The following is an 18,201-nucleotide window of genomic DNA, read 5'->3' as shown; positions in this document are numbered from 1 at the left end:
GATTCAAGAGAGATCCAAATGACACCCTAGCAGTTGTACGGAGAAAAAATGGTCGGTACCTCATGGGGGCTGCGGCGCGGTATCGGGCATTGTGGTTGTTTGCAGGATGATGTCCTCTCCATGGTAGCAGTCGGTATCTTCGAGCATTGGGTCTGAGTATCAGAACCTGTCAATCATCATAACTGTGCATCTCGAAACAAACTCCCAAGCGTTCGCTGAGTACGCGGCAAACAACCCTGTAAGCTTCCTCATTCTGGTATCTGCTTTGTGAAAGAGGCAATCCAGGAATATTAAGATGCGCATGACCGTCCAGTGTGTAAGCAATCCCGCTGCGGATCATATGCTGCACGACTGGATGTGTTGTCTCAGAGGTTTCAGCCCATGCGCGGCCACATGGCACCCATCTAGGGTCACCATGGGTCAAAAAATAATCAAGCGATGCTGCTGTTCCTTCGATGGTTGCTTCTGCAATGACCTCGGAAATTTTTACGTTGATTTTGCGATCAAATACAGTTAAGGCGTTTACTGCTTTCATTATTGCGGAGGGATAAATTTGCTCTATAACTTCAATACTGAGTGAACGCGTTGCCGTAGCGCGCAGCTCATCAGTTATGATGATGTTTGTCTCCAAAAGCTTTTGCTCGTCGAATAATATCGAAAAGCTATTCATGCCTGAGTGATAAAGTCCGGTCATCAGTTGTTGAATAGCTTCTGCGCTACCCCGATTGTCGACGATAATATACACTTCTGATATATAGCAGTTATCTTCCGTAGGCCCGAGCAATCGAATGGCTGGTAGTCGAAGCTGATAAAACGGCGTCCAGAATCGATTGTAAAGTTTGATTGGATAGTCTATTTCAAGAGAGGTAGGTTGCCAGTACAGCGTCTGGCTTCGATAAGTCTTGTCCGATGGGGCAGGTCGAGTTCGATGGGCCGCAAATGACTCGACCTCAGACTCGATGAATTCAGTAACCGAATCTGTATCGAAGTCGAAGAGGTTATCGGGTACTCGTCTGGTATCTTTGTTGCTGGTGACTGTGTTGAGGGTCTCTCGCGCTCCGGCCGTAATCAACTCAGACTTCAGTACCGCAATTGCAAAACGCTGGTGAATCGACTGCTCACGCCAGTCGCCTGGAGTAGTAGGGTAGATTCCACCTGATGAAAAGCACAAAGCAGCGTTATGGTCGGAGCCTACGAAATCTCCATGTATGAGAGGGTAAAGAGGAGATAGTCCGCCAAAATTTATGACTGCATATAAAGCTAGAAAAGAATCTCCTTCGAAATCCAAATGTAGCCTTTCCTCCGCCAGTTGATAGTACCACTCGGGAGCGGTCTCACAGTCTGAATCAACGAACAAAGGATGGAAGTGGTGCAGCATCCATCTAGAGGTACTCATTTCTCATCTCGAATAGCAGCATCGATGTAGTCGTCCAAACTTGATGCGGAGAAATGCCCCGTCATTCTGCTTATCTGTTACTTGAATCCTTTTTGGTTGTTTTCTAAACATAGCACTAGTATTTTTTGGACTTCGCTTTGTACGGGGCAGGGCACAGTCGTTGCACAACGTCCTACTTTGGTCTGAATACGGAAGTCGATAGGGGTTTTAGCCCCGGAGTCATTATCGGGTTTATTGGTGTCAGATGACTTTGGATTGTGTTGGTCATGAGAATTCATTTTTCATCACTCGTCGGTTTGCGAAATGTAAGTCTCAGGTAAGCCGAAAGAGTGGATGTCGTCAAGAAGAAGGGGGACTTTATAAGTGTGTCGTAATTGTTGCTGTCAGTAAGCCTGGTTAGTGTTTTTTTGTCATTGTGTGTTCGTTTGAATTCTCAAGTTGTTGAATGTTAAATAATGATGATTGAGGATGGTCGATTTTTATAAAAATTATATATGTTTATGTATTAAACAAAAAGCGAAGTCGCCCATGGTTTTGTGGGTATTAAACTTCGATTTTCCGATAGGCGGCGTAATGTGCGGCATCTAAAGCTTTCCCAGTCTTTGGGGCTGTCGACCTATACCTGCACAATTGGCAGCTATGACTGACAACAGGCTTGTCTGGAGTTTCCCGCCGGGAGGACTTGCATGAGCTGCGATGTGTGATCATCACAGTAGACCAGGCAGAGCTTCATGGTTGATACGCGCTTGGTCACAGACGCGTATGGGCTGCTATAAAGGTTTGGACTTACAGGCGACGAAGGTGCGAGAGCCATGGCTCTCATTGATGACGTTGACGGCTTGCAATCGATCTACATCAATCGTGCCACCGGGAACGGGAACGGGAACGATGATGATGAGCGGGATTACCCTCTTTACCGACAGAGCGTTTTTGATGATCCTCGTGTGGCGTCACTTGTTCCGGGGTGGGTGCGTCGTCACAGGAACTTGGAGCAGTTTTGGGGGTTCATCCAGCCGAAATTTCCAAAGTACGCCGAGCGTAGGAGATTCATCTGGGATGAGTTCAGGGCGCTCGTTGACTTCGCTGAATCAAATGGGGGGCACCCTTCTGATATCGCTGTTTCGGAGGCGCTGGACCGCATTGACGCTGAGCACGTTCGGATCGCATGGACAAAGGCGCTCAACTGATCCTGAGGGAGCTATCACCATGGCTCGAACCCTCCTGGAGTCGGTATGCAAACACATTCTCGACGAAGCCGGAACAAGCGACCATGAGACGACTCCTGACCTTAACAAACTCTACAAGCAAACAGCTACGCTTCTAAATCTGACGAAGGCACAGCATGAAGAGGTTGTGTTCAAGCAAATCCTCGGAGGGGGCACAGCAGTTATAGAGGGTTTAGGGGCGCTTCGGAATCGTTTGAGCGATGCCCACGGAAAAGGAAAGGGCGGGGTGAAGGCTGCCCCACGTCATGCAGAGCTGGCAGTGAATCTAGCCGGTTCGACTGCGCTTTTTCTGCTTGCCACATGGGAGGCAAAGAACGGGAATTGAGTGCGACGTCGCCCGATTAGAGCGCGGGTCAGATCCGGTGTAAATAGGTGGTCAAGCCAATGCAAATGCCGATAGGTAAACGGATCTGAAGAAGTGAACTCAGCCAAGGGCGAATTCAACTAGGCTTGCCGCACAGGTTAATCAAGGCGGACTCCATGCCAGATAACTGCGAAGCCAACATACACACAGCGGACGCTCTCACACTGCTCCTGCAAAACCAGCATGCCCTAGCTGCGGCCATTGAAGAAGTGACCGTGTGGCTTTCAGAGCATGGAGTGGGGAGTGTCGCCGCTAACGCAATAGCTGCCATGTCCACGTTGGACACGAATGCCCAAGGCATTACAGGCGCCATCATGCGGCTACGCCAGTTGTAGGCATCCCCCCGACGGCCGTCGACTCGCTCTAATTTTCTGCGCTATCAAGCCTAGATTTATGTCAGCTCAGTAGGCCTAGCGCGACAGGAAGCCCGGCGCCAACGGCAGAAGCCACTAGCGGGTGGGAAAGGAAAGCATTCAGTCGGCTTTTAGCCTCCTCACGCTGTTCCCTCGGAGCATCTGCTTTGTCGATGGACGACAGCACTTCTTTCAAGGCGGCTTGCAGATTTTGCACGTTGTGGTCACCAATCTGGATGCCGGTAGATCCATGGATGTTGATGTGGTTCGTAGTAGATGACTGGGCTCGTTTGGGAATTGCCGAATCTTTAGATATTTGAAGGGTGTAGTGCGGTGGTATGCCTCGGCCAAAACCAGCACTGTATTCCACTTCATGAACGCTATAGCTGTCCTCTTTGCCAGGTACGATCCGGATAAGCTTGTCGCCCTCGCTGATATCTAATTCCTTGTAGAAAAGGGTCAGCTTTTTACCGCTAAAGTTACATTTGTAAGGCCCCGTTCTTACTCCTTCCCGCTCGAAGTAAATTGTGTCATTTCCAGCCTCTGGCGAAAAAAGACTCATGGTTGAACACTCCTTGTCGATGGTTAGACCTCCATCCTATCTGCGGAAGCGAAAAGAAGTCATCTAGTTCAACGATTTCCCATTGCCGGCCTCGCTGGCGAAACCAACTCCGTGCAATAGCTCTGCGGAGCCACTGAGAAGCATTGCTTAAATGTCAGTTTGTACCGATCCGCGTATGGCAGGTAGTCTTGTCTTCGCGCTTCATCACTTACGATGCCTCCAAATGACTTCGATCGATAAATTGATCTCACTGGCCAACGTCCGCGGCGTTCTCGATTTACGTTGCCAATTTCAGGGCGATTGGGCGATGGAGCAAGAGCAGAAGGCGCTGGGCTTGGCGCCTTACCACGTGGTTTTAGCGGGGGAATGCAGGGTCGAGTTTCCCGACGGCCAGCGTCTGCCGATGCGTGCGGGAGACATTTTGCTGCTGCCGACTAGAATTCCACATGTTATGCAAAGCACCGGCAAGGCAGTGACACCGACTAAGCCGGAAGTGGTGATGGGTGGCCTTTTAAAAATGCATCGAATCGGTGGGGCCAGCCCTGACCTCGACATGATCTGCGGACGCTTTCACTACAACAGATGAGGATCTTGGGCATCGCAGGGCTGCTTGAGGCGATCAGGGCGTGAATCTACCCGCTTGTTCGCCCGTTAGTAGCGGTTTGGGCCGCTGACGCGGCCCAAGCGTCATTACGAACGTCTATGTAGCTGACTAAGGTAATTCGCGCTTCCGCCCGCTGATTCCACAGACAAACCTCGCGACTCTCAGTTTTCGACGTGTTTAGCGCGTTTTCACACAGCCTTGTTCCTTTCAAGACTGGCCGTTTATTGGTCTAGTTTCGCACCTGCGAAACCCGAATCAATATAACTAAACTAAACTATCATTTAGTTTAGCTATAAGTTAATTGCATGACTGGAGAGGGGAGACGCTCTATTCAACGTCGCTCAGGTTGATTCCGTTTGAGCCTCAGGCACTGGCTGGGACTGAGCGAGGGAGGCCATTCGGCGCTCGCTGATTCGCTCGACGGTGCGCATATGCTCGGTACCCCATGCGCATAACGCGCCCAACGCGGTGGCCAATGATTGGCCCAAGGGCGTCAGCGAGTATTCGACCTTTGGCGGTATTTCCTGGTAATCCAGGCGCGCAATGATTTCGTCGCGTTCCAGCTCTTTTAATTGCTGGATCAGGACTTTGTCAGTCACGCCGCCGATTGCGCGGCGCAGCTCACCGTAGCGATGAACATCACGGGACAGATGATAAAGGACCAGTGGTTTCCATTTGGCGCCGATCACTGCCAGGGCGGCGTCTAACCCGCAATTGAAGGTGTTATTCGACATAATTGTGCTCGCTGATAGGGTACTTACCTAGAGGTGCATACTATTCAAACGGAATGCGCAGATCTACAGTTGAGCCTCAACTTTATCTGGAAACCATCATGAGCAGACTCAACGGTAAGATTGCAGTGGTCACCGGCGGCAACAGCGGAATCGGCCTGGCGAGCGCTATACGCTTTGCAGCAGAAGGCGCGCAAGTAGTGATCATCGGGCGCCGCCAGGACGAACTGGACAAGGCTTTGCAGCTGATCGGGCCGGAGGCGATTGCGATCCAGGGTGATATCTCCAAGCTCGACGACCTGGACCGCATCTACACCCAAATCAAAGCCGCCAAAGGCCGGATCGACATCCTGTTTGCCAATGCCGGGATCGGTGATTTCGAGGCACTCGGATCCATCACCGAAGCATCCTTTGATCGCACCTTTGGCATCAACGTCAAAGGCACGCTGTTCACTGTACAAAAAGCGCTGCCATTGATGCAGAACGGCGGCTCGGTGATCTTGACCGGCTCAACCACCGGGACCATGGGCACAGCAGCGTTCAGCGTCTACAGCGCCACGAAGGCTGCCTTGCGAAACTTCGCGCGCAGTTGGGCGGTAGACCTCAAAGGCAGCGGCATTCGCGTCAACGTACTTTCGCCCGGGCCGATCGCAACGCCAGGTTTGGACTTGGCGCTGTCAAGCACCGGCCAGAAGGATGCGATTGTCGACGGCATGGTTGAGCTGTTGCCACTGGGGCGTATTGGTCAGTCGGAGGAAGTCGCAGCGGCGGCGTTGTTCCTGGCGTCGGATGAAAGCAGCTTTATGACCGGCAGTGAGATGTTTGTGGATGGAGGGCTTGCGCAGATCTGAGGTAGATGTGGCGGAATGAGGGGTTGTGCCAGGTGAAATGTGTTTGGCACTGGCCCTCGTTGCGTATTGGATGGGTACGCATAATTCGACGTACGTTATGTTAGCGAAGCCGCCCAGGCGGGCGAATCAGGTGCCGGGGAAATTGCGAAGCCCCGGCGCCTGATTTACACATAGCGTGCATTATGCGTGGCCTTCACGAAACAGGTTCTTGCTTAGCCTATCGATCAAGGCATCAAGTCTTGCCCATCGCGGTCTATCTGAGCACAGCATACAAACGTTGAGGTCTGTCCCATGAGCAAAGCGTCATATGTTCCTCCGAAGGTGTGGAAAAGTATCCCTCCATCTGGCGGCGAATTCGCCAGCATCAATCGGCCAACGGCCGGATCGAACCATGAAAGAACGTTGCCGGTAGGCAAGCATCCATTACAGCTTTATTCGCTGGCCACGCCCAATGGGGTAAAAGTGACGATCCTACTGGAGGAGTTGTTGGCGCTTGGGCATACCGGGGCCGAGTACGACGCTTGGCTGATCCGTATCAACGAGGGTGATCAGTTTTCCAGTGGCTTTGTTGAGATCAACCCGAACTCAAAAATTCCGGCGTTACTAGACCGCAGTGCAGAGCCAGCTATTCGTGTGTTTGAGTCCGGTTCGATCCTGCTTTATCTGGCGGAAAAGTTCGGTGTCTTCCTGCCCACGGATCTCGCGGGACGTACTGAAACCCTGAACTGGCTGTTTTGGCAAATGGGAGCGGCGCCCTATTTAGGTGGCGGCTTCGGGCACTTCTACGCCTATGCGCCGGAGAAGCTCGAATACCCGATCAACCGCTTTACGATGGAGGCCAAGCGGCAGCTTGATGTCCTCGACCGCCGCCTTGCTGAAACCCCCTACCTGGCCGGTGATCGCTACACCATTGCCGATATCGCGGTCTGGCCCTGGTATGGCCAACTGGTGCGGGACAACGTGTACTCAGCTGCCGAATTTCTTTCTGCGCACGAATACACCCACGTGCAGCGCTGGGCAGAGGAAATCGCCAAGCGCCCGGCGGTAATCCGTGGACAGCGAGTTAACCGTACGTGGGGCGATGAAGAGACGCAGGTGCCAGAACGGCATCAGGCTAACGATTTGAGTTAGTTCCGTGGCTGTTCCTGCGTCTTAAGCTTGAATACGACACCAACGCAAAGGGCCTTTAAAAGGCCCTTTGTTGTACCCTCGGGTCATCATCCATCGGCACGAAGCTTTCGCAGTGCCTGAGCAACGCATCAGAGTCGTTTGTGTTCAAATCAAATTCAATCATTCTTGCCACGCTCCCTCTGTGCAGCCAATTGCTCCATCTCGCGCACCCACCCTCGCAAAAAACGGCGCCAATCACTCGCATAGCTTCCTTGGGGTAAGCGTGTTGATATTGCGGATGCGGCTTCAAACCTCATCCGCCACGGCTGGGCAGCGCCACTAGGGCGGCAAAAAGCCCGTAGAGCAGAAACAGCACGCAGTTGATCACCACCGGCGCGAATCCATGCGCACGAACGTCCTGACGTTGGATGAGACGGCGCCAGCTTTTGGCCGGCGTCGTTACTTCAGTAAAACGCTGGAGGGATAAATCAGAACCAGACGATCGTGGCACCTGGTTCTGGCATGCACGTCCTGTACATGGCGAGAAGTCTCGGTCTTACGAACTGAAACTCCCATTCCGACATCCTGTCACTCCCCTGACGGAGAGTGAATTATGGGTTCCACTTGTCCCGTTGAACGATCCCGCTTTTCTAAGCCGCCTCCTCTTTGATTTGAGTTTTCAGCTTGAGGCGCAGGGGGGCGGTTTCGCGCAAAAACAACGCGACGATCAGGCCCAGCACTGCGCCACTCAAGGCCAGGTAGAGTGTGTTTTCGATACCGTGGTGCTGGGCAATGTAACCCGCCAGTGCTGGCGCAACTCCACCACCGAACACCTCCCCAATGCCGACGACCAGACCTGTGGCAGTGGAGACCAGCGCCGGTGGCACCGACTCACTGGTGAGCGGGCCGACGGTCATGCAGATCATGCTGAAGTTGAAGAAGGTGGTTGCGAACAATAGAAGGAACAGCTTTACGGGTTCGGCCCCCGTTTGAATCATGAGCCAGAGCGCCAGGCCCGTAGCCAGGCAGGAAAGCAACGCCACGGGTTTTCGTCCCAGTCGGTCGGAGAGGGTAGGCATCACCACCATGCCGCAGAAACCTCCGAAACCGATGGCTGACATGACGAACCCCATCTGCTGCATGCCCATGTGCAGGAAGTCAGTCAGATAGTTCGGCAGCATGACCGAACTGACAAACAAGCAGGTCAACATGCAGAACATGCAAGCGATGTTAAGCAAGACGTTGCGTTGGCGAAGTACAGCCTTCCAACTGGTTCTAGGGCCTTCCTCCTGCTGCACGGTCGACAATGGCTGGCGGTTGTCCCGCAATACGCGGTACAGCGCCCAAGCGACCAAAAATCCGGGCACTGACACCAGCACGAAGACCCAGCGCCAGGACGGTAATATCAGCAGCAACTGGGTGGCGACGATCGGTGCCAGGCCTAACCCTAGCAGGGGGAAGAAAGCCTGCTGAATGCCGATGTTCATCCCCAGCCGCTTGGGGTGTGAGGCCTCGGCGGTGGCGGCAATAGAGGTCGGGGTGAAGGCACCTTCGGCGACGCCCATGGCCGCGCGGATCAGCAGCAGCGCGCCAACACCGGTAGCCAGGCCGGACAAGCCAGCGAGCAACGAGAAAACGATCACAGAGGGGATGATCACTTTGCGCCGACCAATGCGATCCGATAGCCGCCCCATAAAGATCGAGGAAATACCCCAAGCGAGTGCCAGCACCGCTGAGATATTGCCCAAATCCTGATAGTTAAGGTTGAGGTCGCGCATCATCACTGGGAACAACGGCAAGATAATGAAGCGATCTAGGCCGACCAGGCCGAAGCCCAGCGCGAGTAACGCTACGGCCTTCCATTCGTAAGCTGCGTCCCATTTCTTGTTTTTCATGGCAGTTCTCCGCCCTTGCGGGCATGGGTGGACATGACGCCGGCGGCAGCCGACGCGCAATGGAAGGATCAGAAATAAAACAGTGCTTCAACCAGCCCCGTTAGTTGCGTGCGGTCGCGACCGTTGCCGTAGATGCGGTCGTGCTCAAGCGGCTCGAACCAGTCGTAGCGCAGTTCGGGGCGCAGGCTGAGGTTTTTGCTGACGTCCCAGCGAAAACCGACAGTCAGGGCGTTGAAGTCGCCCCGCGCGGTGCTGGTGGGGAACAGGGCAAAGCCGTCATGGTCACGGAAGTGCTCACCGCGCACCGAGAACGCCAGATCAGGTCGTGATTGGTAGGTCAAAACACTGTTGATTCCCCACCACGAGGCCCCGTCAAAACCTGGTCCAGTTACGATATCCACGGTATCGGCCTTACCGTCGCCTGATTGCCGGCCGTAGACCAACTCGGCCCCCATCGACCATTGCTTATCAAAGGCATGCCAACCGTTGAGCGAGTGCTGTTGGCGAAGTTGGCCGTGGGGCGAAATCAGCCGTGCCGTGGGAGCTTGAACGTCGTCGACGCTGTGATTCTCCTCGTCGCCAACCATAAACTCGTAGTCGACCCAGGTGCCCATATCGGCGGTGCGCCAACGCAGTGCGCCCATCAGCGATTTGCCGTGGTTGTTGTCGCGCAGGTTATTCCAACCTTGAACCACACCCAGTTCGGCACCCAGCAGACTGTTTTCACCATTAAACAGGCGGGTGCTGGCTAGAACGCCGGCAACGGTGCTGGGTTCAGTGACGAAGGCGTAGGTCTTACTTGCAAACGGGTTGCGCGCCTCTCGGATGTTCGGCGGAATCTCGTAGCCAATTGCCGGGCCGAAGATCCCGGCAATCAGGCTGACACCTGGGCCGTACGGCATGTATGCAGAAGCAAACAGGTTAGGCGTGGCGACGAATTTTTGCTTGTGGCGCTTGGCCGAGTCGGGATCGTCATCGCCGGGAGAATTGGCATCCCAGTGCATGTCCCAGCCAAAGGTGCGGGCGAATTGCCCGTTACGCCCGTAGAGGGTTTCCATGCTGAATCCGAAGGAGAATTGCTCCGGACTCGGCCCCGGCAGCGGCGTGACGCGAGGGATAAAGTTAGAGACCAGGGGTTTGTCGACGAACAGGTGGATCGATGCCAGCTCCAGGCCTTCGTCCGAATATCCCGTCAACGGCAGATTGCTCAGTCCGTCATCGCGTTCTTCGCTGGTAGAGCGATTGTTGCGCACGAAGCCGATGTCGACTAGCCCTGAGACTTTGATCCCATAGTCCTGCTCCAGGCTCGGGCCGAAAAGGCTGCGCACCAGTGAGCCTTCTCCCTTTTCGGGAGCTGCCGCCTGCACATTCATCGATACGAGAACGAACAAGCCCGCACCGAGCATCTTATTGTCGATGTTCAACATACCTACCTCTTTTTATTGTTGTTATTGCGGGGTTTGCGAACGCCGTCGCGCAGGGTCATTCCGCGGGCAAGAGGTGCCCGTAGCGAGCCGTTGCCGACCCGCTCGAACGATCTGCGTTCAGGTGGTTAAGGGGTTAGTGTCGATCGAGCAGGCTTTTCAGCACATCGAGCAAGACAGTCTCATCGGCATGCTTGCCGCTGTGCGCGCGCCAGCCGACATGGTTGTCCGGGCGTACCAAGAGGCAGCCGTCCTCTTCGATCTCGCGTAAACGCGCCCAGTCACCGTAGCTGTCGGCATAGTCCAGTCCGATGCCGATGCGCCGCACTTGCAGCTCAATCCCAAGCTCTCTCGCTGCTGCCTCTGCGGCTCGGGTCCACACCGTACCGCCATGCCCAGTGAGCAGGGTAAGCCGGCCCTTGCCGCAGATGTCTAGAGTCGACACCTGTCGGCCCTGCGCATCGTGCAGCCAGGCATGCGGCAGGCGCGCGCCGGGCCAGGTAGTAGGGTGGTAATAAAGTTCGCGGTCACGGGTGTAGGCGGGCTGTTCGCTGCCATCGTCAATAACTGCCGGACTGCGGTAGCGCTGGCCCAACTCCACGCCGTGGCAGTTGAACTGGTAGTTTTGCAGCGCAATAGCCTCGTTCAGCTCGGAGCGCCGGCTCCGACCGACTTCGTTTTCGGCATACAGCTGGTCCAGGCTGGCCCAACCTTCTTCTTCGTTTTGACCCGGTTTGAAGCCGAGCGCATTGGCAATCGGTAGCATGTTGCGCACGCTCCCCATTGCACGATCAACGACCTGTTGGCCAATGGGTTGGCGCTCCAAATTGTAACTGTCCAGCAAACGCGGACCGGCCTGGCCTTGAAGCACCATGGCGATCTTCCAGGCCAAGTTATAAACATCTTGCACCGAAGTGTTGGTGCCCAGGCCGTTGGCCGGCGGATGACGGTGAACGGCGTCGCCAGCGCAGAACACTCGTCCCTCGGAGTAGCGATCGGCAACGACTTGGTTGATCTGCCACTTGCTCGTGGACAGTATCTCGATAGGTATCTGGTCATCGCCGATTACTCGACGCGCCCGTTCTATGATTGCCGCCTCACTCAGGTCCGGCTCGCCCTGAGCCGGGTCGTACATGTAGAGCATGACCCATTCGGTCCATGGTTTTACGCAGATGAAGGTGCCGCTGCCCACCCAGTAGTCATTACCCGGTTGAACCATCCAATACAGAACGCCGGGACGGCTTTCGCAGTATTGTCGAAGGTCAGCGCGCAGCCAGACATTGACGGCGCAGCCCAAGCCCATTTCACCTTGCAATGGTATTCCAAGCAGTTCCATCACTCGGCTGCGCGCACCGTCGGCGCCGATCATGTACTGGGCGCGAACCTGGTATTCACGCCCCACAGTACGGTCCAGGATGCGCGCGGTGACGCCGTCTGCATCCTGGGTGAAGTCGAGCAGCTCATTGTTGAAACGCATTTCGCTACCGGCTCGAAGCGCTTCATTAGCAATAATCGGCTCAAGCACATGCTGCGGGATGTTGCACATCGCTGAAGGGCTGGCCTTCTCGTAATCTGACTTGCGCTCAATGGCATTACCCCAAGTCAGCAGACGGCCGAGTTCCTTGCCAGCAAAGCTGGTGGCCCAGACATTATTAGCCATCAACTCGTGCGGGCTAGCGGCCGCCACGACTGGCGCTTCGACACCGGCATCGCGGAAAACCTCGACGGTACGCTGGTTGGTGATGTGCGCCCTTGGGCTGTTCGCGGTCCAGCGGTATTTGTTGATCAACAGGCTTTTGATGCCGTAACGCGATAGCAGCAGCGAGGCTGCCAGGCCGGCGGGGCCGCCGCCAACGATCAGTACGGGGATTTCGATAACTTCGGTGGAGTTTTGCTTATTCATTTCTTTTCTCCGCAATCTTGTTCTTGTGTGACGGACCGGCTCATTTCGATTCGTAGTTGACGATGAACTCGTCAGGAACATCCGGCCCCCAGAGATACAGGGAGTCCTCGGGTGGATGATTACCGGCCTCCCACTTGACACCGGCGGGGACGAAGTCAATGTCGCAGGAATACTCGCTGTAGCTGCCCCATGGGTCGCGCACGTAATAGAAATAGTTGGAGCCGAGCACATGCCTGCCGAAGCCCCATCCTCGATCCCAGCCTTGATCGGCCATGTTCATGGCGCCAAGACCGACTTCGTTTACCGAAGCGACGTCCCAGCTACAGTGATGGAAACCGGGTGCCTGCGACTGTACGAAGGCAACGGTGTGATGATCCGCGCCATGTACCGTGTGCATGAACGCGACAATGTGTTCCGAACGGTCCGATAGGCGAATACCCAGCGCCCGTTCATAGAACTCGATGATCCGGTCCACGTCTGGGGTGAACAGCATGATGTGTGACAAGCGCCTTGGCTGAACCTGCGACGCGTGTCGGCGGTAGGGCGCGCCACGCGTACCACCTTCGGCGCTGTCGAAGCTGACGGCAGGCTTGTTGTCGGGAGTGACCTTGGCGGCTACCCATACTTCGACTCGTACGCCATCGGGGGCGACGAAGCGAAAGGCTTTATCCGCTATCGGCGACACCTTGCAACCAGTGGCCACCACCTGCTCTTGCAATGCGGCCAGATCCTCGGCATAGGCACCGAAGGCTATATGTCGAAGCTTCTTGCACGAACCTTGATGAAGGTAAGCCCACGGATGTGGATCACCGAAGGCGCGAAGCACCAGGGTGTCGGCCTCCTTGCGAACATCCAGACCGAAACTGGTGTAAAAATCCCGGGCGGTTTCCAGGCAGGGCACGTCCAAGGCGTAGTGATCCAACGAGTGGACACCCAGCGGGCGGGGCGAACCGTCCAATGCCCTGTTTAACAAGGTCATTGCGTATTCCTCCAACTGTCGCGGCCTACATAGGGCCGCCTTCTTGTTTTCTAGCCATGCGGGTGCACAGCCTATGTTTTAGCGTGCTTCGTCAACCACCGGATTGACCAGCTTGCCGATACCCTCTATCGATACCTCGACCACGTCGCCGGCCTTGAGATAAACCTTCGGGTTCATGCCAAACCCCACGCCGGCCGGGGTGCCACTGACAATCACATCGCCGGCTTCCAGCGTCACTGCTTCGCTGAGCGTTGATATGACAGTAGCTACATCGAAAAGCATGTCATTGGTGTTAGCTGACTGGACGACCTTACCGTTTACCCGAGTCTCCAACACCAGGCCCTTACCGCCGGGGGGCAGTTCGTCGGCGGTGACCAGGTCCGGCCCGAATGCACCCGTGTCGTCGAAGTTTTTGCCCACGGTCCATTGCGGCGATATGAACTGGTACTCGCGCACCGAACCTTCATTGAACAGCGCGTAGCCCGCGACATGTTCAAGGGCTTTGTCTTTCGGAATGTGGCGACCGCCACTCTTCAGGATCACTGCCATTTCGCCTTCGTAGTCCAACGTATCGGATATTTTCGGACGAATCAGTGGTTTGTTGTGCGCGGTCAGACTGCTGTTGAAACGCGGGAAAAGTGTCGGATAGTCCGGTTGAGCGTAGGGCGACTCTTTTGTGTGATCCGCGTAGTTCAGACCGACACATACAATTTTTCCCGGTTTGCGCATCAGCGGCAGATAGTCCTGTTCGCCAATTTCAACAATCGGGCCCTCTGCGTTCTCGCCATAAGTGGCGAGATTCACCCCACGCTCGAGCAGTGATTCCAGCGTCTCTTCGCCCAGCACCTTGACGCCTTCGGCAGTTCGTACGCCAAGCACGGCGCGGCCTTGGTGATTGAAGAATACGTATCGCATGGCTAGGGGCCTCTTTTTGTTGATCGACTAAACGCCAGGAAGGGCGAGTCATTGGATAAAAAGTTAACCTCATAAAAATATATCGTCAACATAAAATATATTTTATTGTTATTTTCTATTAATCCAGCGCTGTGTATGATTCGAGCATGATCGACACGGAGGCGAATGCTTTTCCATGAATCAACCCGAACAGTGGTCCGACCGAAGCGAGGTGCTCGAGAAGCGCACCATGGCGTCGCAGCTAGAGGTGCGTGTTCGCGAGGACATCATCAATGGCCGGCTAGTGCCTGGTAGCCGCTTGCGGCTTAAGGAATTGGCAGATTTCTACGACGCTGGTGTGATTCCGTTGCGCGAGGCGCTATCGCGATTGGCTGCGACGGGATTCGTCGATGCAGAGGATCAGAAAGGTTTCAGCGTAGGCCTTATCTCCGCGCAGGGGATCCGGGACATCACTGACACCCGGTTGCATATCGAATGCAAGGCTCTGGCGCTGTCGATTAGTCGAGGCGATGTCAATTGGGAGAGCAGGGTGATTGCTGCTCATCACCGGCTGGATCGCTTGCCCATTATCGAGGGCGCGCAGCGGATTCTTAAGCCTGAGTGGGAGTTTGCCCATGACGAGTTTCACAAGGCGCTGTTGTCCAGTTGCGGTTCACCATGGCTGTTGCGTTTTGCCGCAACGCTGCGCGATCAGACTGCGCGTTATCGCATGCTCGCGATGCATTACGCTGACGGTGAATCGCGTGATGTACGCGGTGAACACAAGTCATTGCTAGAGGCTGCATTGGCCAAGGATATTGAGACCGCAAGTGCGATTCTGACTGGGCATTATGAGGAAACCACAAAGCGGGTTCTCACCCATCAATCGCTTCAGCGCGGCGAGAGTCAAGCAGCGAGAAACGCGAAAATCTGATTGGCCCCTCAGAATATTTTTTGTGCGGCGTCCCGAGGGCCGAGTCTAAGAAGATCGTGCTGGCTCGGCTATCGGCTTCGAGTCGTCCAGTGCCTTGGCCGCTGCTTACGGGGTCGCTGTGACGGGCACCATGTTGATCACCACTCTCTTGTCGTCGGCTGTGGTTCTGCTCCTATGGAAAACGCCGCGCTGGTTGGCCATTCCGATGCTGCTCGGTTTTCTGCTGGTCGACAGCCCGTACTTTGCGGCCAATGCGCCGAAGATCTTTCAAGGCGGTGCGTTCCCGGTGATTGCCGGCATGGGTCTGTTTATTTTGATGACCACTTGGAAGCGGGGCCGCAAGATCATGGTCGAGCGGCTGGACGAAACCGCACTTCCTCTGCCGTTATTTATCAGCAGCTTTGGTTCGCAGCCACCGCATCGTGTGCAAGGTACAGCGGTTTTTTTGACGGCCAGGGCCGATGCTGTTCCTCATGCGCTCTTACTCAACTTGCTGCATAACCAGGTTTTGTACGAGCAGGTGGTATTGCTCACTGTAGTGTCCGAAGACAGTCCTCGGGTGACTGCGGAACGCCGGTTTGAGGTTGAAGCTTATGGCGAAGGCTTTTTCCGGGTCAGTCTGCACTTTGGTTTCATGGATGAGCCCGACGTACCCTTGGCCTTAAGGCTTTGTCACTTGAATGGACTGGATTTCAGCCCGATGCGCACGACCTACTTCCTCAACCGGTAGACGGTGATCCCTACCAAACACATTGGTATGGCGCGCTGGCGAGAAAGCCTGTTTGCGTTCCTGCTGAAGAACGCCAACAGCAACCTGAAGTACTTCAAATTGCCACTGAACAGGGTGATTGAACTGGGTACTCAGGTGGAGATGTAAGGACGACCAAGGCCGCTTCTGCGGCCTTTTTGCTGAGCGCATCTATTGGGAGTTACGCTTGTTCGAGCGCTCGTCGATAGCGCCCGGCAACGCTCAAACAGGGTCAATGGTTGATACCCTTACTTCTGCTAAGCTCGTGTCCATAACGTTTCAATGAGATGACCGCATGTCATTCGTAGACAAGTTCGTTGCTGAGATACTGGCACTTCAGGTTGCCCTGTATCACGCCCGTGCTCGGTTGGAGGCTCGGACCGACAGCGAGGCTTTGCATGACCTCAGAATTGCCGTACGGCGTATCAGGAGCCTGCTTCGGCCTATGCGCGCAATGAGCGAGGTCGCGGCTCTAAATAATGCAGCGGCTGGAGTGGGAAGGCTGACCACTCCTGCTCGCGATCTGGAGGTGATAATTCAGGAGTTGGAGAGCGGGGGCTTTTCCGTCCAGGCGCAGCTCAGAAAATCTCGGCTTGGGGCAAGCTACTCTAGGATTCAAAAAAGTCCGGCCCTCGACAATCTGTTCATTAAATTGGACGAGTGGCCTGCTACTTTTCGCTCAGCGCAAGTCGATGGTGGCTTAAAGCACATCCAGCCAAAAATTGAAAAAGCGCTGAGTAAGCAGATCGACCGGTTACATACTGCTGTAGATGACGCTGGATTTGATCGGCACGAGCTGAGAATTGTGGTCAAGCGGACTCGCTACCTGACGGAAGCCTTTCCCAAACTCTCACTGCTTTCGCGTGAAGCTGCCAGTTCACTGAAAGCACTGCAATCGGCGTTGGGCTCCTGGCATGATCATTATCAATGGTGCCAAAGGGCACTGGTCGAATCTGATCTGCGTCCATTGGAGAAAGCTTGGAAAAGCTGCGCAGCAACGGCTCTGGAAAAGGCTGAGGCCCAACTGAGAGGTCTGGCAAAACAGTTGCCAAAATCATCAGGCAAAAAAAGCTGCCTGAAGGGGCAGCGGAAGAAACGAGCACGCTTTGACGCAGCACGCATCCATCTTAACATCCCAGTCTGTCGAAAGGGTCGCGTGCGTCATCTTAGCGTCATCGAGCCCATGGAAAGTTCCTCGCAAACCGTCTAGAGCGTTCAGCAGACACCCGGCTGCTGGTTGATGAATTTGCAAGGAGTTCCACATGAAAGGAGACGCCTTCCTGTTTGCGGCCATTGATCTTGGTTCTAATGCGTTCCGCATGATGATCGGCCAGTCGGACAGACGGAATCAGGGCTTCGTGATCTAGGAAGTGAAAACCTTGCGTGAACCTGTCCGTTTGGCGGAGGGCTGTCAAGGCGGGGCGCTAGACGAGTTGGCTCTGGATCGGGGATGGCAAGCGCTCGCGCGGTTTGGCAAAAAACTACGCGGCTTTGAGGCGGGTCGTGTGCGGGCGGTAGCGACCAGTGCCCTTCGGGAAGTTGTCGCGGAGCCGTTGCAAAGACGAACCAAAATTCTGCGTTTAAAATTCAGCGAGGCAGGGCCTCTCGCTCGAGGTATCCCAGACTAAGCGACTCCAACTGCGTTCTCAGCGCGCGCAGCAATTTAGGCGGAGCACCACCTTCCAAAATTGCGCGGGTCGGACCAACCAGTGCTGCGGAAAACATGTACGTCGTTAGTTCCAGATCTTCGAAGCAAGCGTTGGATGCTGTTCCGAGCATAGCCGAAATTGCCGCCCTACCTCGCGCCTCCATAGACGTTAAGAAAACCATCGAATCCAATTCACTGCCGACGGTGTAAAGCGCGCGAGCCTCGTCGACATGACTCATCTTGGAGCGCACGAAAGCCTCGACGACGGATGCGACCATGGAGGCGAGGGGGGCGTGATGCGCTGACCGGGCAGCTGCTTCAACGGCATCCACGATACGACATAAGTGTCTTTTGAGCACAGCGAAAAGTAGCGACTGCTTATTCGGAAAGTACTGGTAAAGGGTGCCAACCGAAACACCGGCACGATCAGCTACTCGTGTAGTGGTGAGGCGCTGGTACCCTTCGTTGAGTAGAACCTGAATAGCTGCTTCGAAAATTGAATCAACCGTAACTTGCGATCGCGCCTGACTCGCCTGTTTACGGGCGTTCAAGAGCTTTATTGGGTGCTTGGCCATATGC

Annotated in this window: 16 protein-coding genes and 3 pseudogenes; 10 read left to right on the top strand and 9 right to left on the bottom strand. The window is 54.9% G+C overall.

The features are described from left to right. Window positions 1-169 precede the first annotated feature (169 nt). Window positions 170-1,396 (bottom strand): hypothetical protein, encoded by a 1,227-nt coding sequence (locus ACA057_RS22815; protein ID WP_497342558.1) that lies wholly within the window; start codon window positions 1,394-1,396, stop codon window positions 170-172. 812 nt (window positions 1,397-2,208) lie between these two features. On the opposite strand from ACA057_RS22815, the gene ACA057_RS22810 reads away from it, so the two are divergent. The 3 genes from ACA057_RS22810 to ACA057_RS22800 all read left to right on the top strand — a co-directional run bounded on the left by ACA057_RS22810 (window position 2,209) and on the right by ACA057_RS22800 (window position 3,321). Further along, window positions 2,209-2,583, top strand: coding sequence for a hypothetical protein (locus ACA057_RS22810; RefSeq protein WP_497342556.1), 375 nt, complete (start codon window positions 2,209-2,211; stop codon window positions 2,581-2,583). 19 nt (window positions 2,584-2,602) lie between these two features. Next, window positions 2,603-2,947 carry an abortive infection family protein gene (locus ACA057_RS22805; protein WP_497342554.1) on the top strand — a complete coding sequence of 115 codons (345 nt, stop codon included), beginning with the start codon at window positions 2,603-2,605 and terminating at the stop codon, window positions 2,945-2,947. A 155-nt stretch (window positions 2,948-3,102) separates the two neighbouring features. Further along, window positions 3,103-3,321, top strand: a complete 219-nt coding sequence (locus tag ACA057_RS22800; RefSeq protein WP_497342552.1) for a hypothetical protein — start codon at window positions 3,103-3,105, stop codon at window positions 3,319-3,321. A gap of 61 nt (window positions 3,322-3,382) precedes the next feature. Here the strand turns inward: ACA057_RS22800 and ACA057_RS22795 are convergent, their stop codons facing one another. Continuing rightward, window positions 3,383-3,901, bottom strand: a complete 519-nt coding sequence (locus tag ACA057_RS22795; protein ID WP_497342550.1) for a hypothetical protein — start codon at window positions 3,899-3,901, stop codon at window positions 3,383-3,385. Window positions 3,902-4,124: 223 nt separating this feature from the next. Here ACA057_RS22795 and ACA057_RS22790 point away from each other — a divergent pair. Then, window positions 4,125-4,484, top strand: a pseudogene (locus tag ACA057_RS22790) (cupin domain-containing protein); the annotation flags it as partial. A 362-nt stretch (window positions 4,485-4,846) separates the two neighbouring features. Here the strand turns inward: ACA057_RS22790 and ACA057_RS22785 are convergent. Beyond that, a complete protein-coding gene (locus tag ACA057_RS22785) occupies window positions 4,847-5,239 on the bottom strand; it encodes a winged helix-turn-helix transcriptional regulator (protein WP_497342548.1) in 393 nt (130 codons plus the stop codon). Between the two features lie 98 nt (window positions 5,240-5,337). On the opposite strand from ACA057_RS22785, the gene ACA057_RS22780 reads away from it, so the two are divergent. Both ACA057_RS22780 and yghU read left to right on the top strand, forming a co-directional pair. Beyond that, window positions 5,338-6,087, top strand: a complete 750-nt coding sequence (locus tag ACA057_RS22780) for an SDR family NAD(P)-dependent oxidoreductase (protein WP_497342546.1) — start codon at window positions 5,338-5,340, stop codon at window positions 6,085-6,087. Between the two features lie 291 nt (window positions 6,088-6,378). Beyond that, on the top strand, window positions 6,379-7,218 hold the full coding sequence (yghU, locus tag ACA057_RS22775) for a glutathione-dependent disulfide-bond oxidoreductase (RefSeq protein ID WP_497342544.1): 840 nt from the start codon (window positions 6,379-6,381) through the stop codon (window positions 7,216-7,218). 629 nt (window positions 7,219-7,847) lie between these two features. Here yghU and ACA057_RS22770 read toward each other — a convergent pair. The 5 genes from ACA057_RS22770 to ACA057_RS22750 form a co-directional block, all read right to left on the bottom strand. After that, entirely contained in the window at window positions 7,848-9,092 is a 1,245-nt protein-coding gene (locus ACA057_RS22770) for an MFS transporter (protein WP_497342542.1), read from the bottom strand. 68 nt (window positions 9,093-9,160) lie between these two features. Beyond that, complete coding sequence (locus ACA057_RS22765; protein ID WP_497342540.1) at window positions 9,161-10,519, bottom strand: outer membrane beta-barrel protein; 1,359 nt, start codon at window positions 10,517-10,519, stop codon at window positions 9,161-9,163. 133 nt (window positions 10,520-10,652) lie between these two features. Further along, window positions 10,653-12,419, bottom strand: a complete 1,767-nt coding sequence (locus ACA057_RS22760; RefSeq protein ID WP_497342538.1) for an FAD-dependent monooxygenase — start codon at window positions 12,417-12,419, stop codon at window positions 10,653-10,655. Between the two features lie 40 nt (window positions 12,420-12,459). Then, window positions 12,460-13,398, bottom strand: coding sequence for a VOC family protein (locus ACA057_RS22755; RefSeq protein WP_497342536.1), 939 nt, complete (start codon window positions 13,396-13,398; stop codon window positions 12,460-12,462). 78 nt (window positions 13,399-13,476) lie between these two features. After that, on the bottom strand, window positions 13,477-14,313 hold the full coding sequence (locus ACA057_RS22750; protein WP_497342534.1) for a fumarylacetoacetate hydrolase family protein: 837 nt from the start codon (window positions 14,311-14,313) through the stop codon (window positions 13,477-13,479). A 175-nt stretch (window positions 14,314-14,488) separates the two neighbouring features. Between ACA057_RS22750 and ACA057_RS22745 the strand changes: the two genes are divergently transcribed. From ACA057_RS22745 to ACA057_RS22730, 4 genes and pseudogenes are all read left to right on the top strand, one after another. Beyond that, window positions 14,489-15,226: an FCD domain-containing protein gene (locus ACA057_RS22745; protein WP_497342532.1), complete on the top strand. Its 738-nt coding sequence runs from the start codon at window positions 14,489-14,491 to the stop codon at window positions 15,224-15,226. Window positions 15,227-15,296: 70 nt separating this feature from the next. Next, window positions 15,297-16,103 (top strand): annotated as a pseudogene (locus tag ACA057_RS22740) (KUP/HAK/KT family potassium transporter); the annotation flags it as partial. A gap of 166 nt (window positions 16,104-16,269) precedes the next feature. Further along, a complete protein-coding gene (locus tag ACA057_RS22735; RefSeq protein WP_497342530.1) occupies window positions 16,270-17,184 on the top strand; it encodes a CHAD domain-containing protein in 915 nt (304 codons plus the stop codon). 52 nt (window positions 17,185-17,236) lie between these two features. Beyond that, window positions 17,237-17,512, top strand: a pseudogene (locus tag ACA057_RS22730) (Ppx/GppA phosphatase family protein); the annotation flags it as partial. A gap of 49 nt (window positions 17,513-17,561) precedes the next feature. Here the strand turns inward: ACA057_RS22730 and ACA057_RS22725 are convergent. After that, a complete protein-coding gene (locus tag ACA057_RS22725; RefSeq protein WP_497342528.1) occupies window positions 17,562-18,197 on the bottom strand; it encodes a TetR/AcrR family transcriptional regulator in 636 nt (211 codons plus the stop codon). Between the last annotated feature and the right edge of the window lie 4 nt (window positions 18,198-18,201).

It is taken from the genome of Pseudomonas sp. LBUM1661 (assembly GCF_059695925.1).
This window is presented reverse-complemented; position numbering and strand designations above follow the sequence as displayed.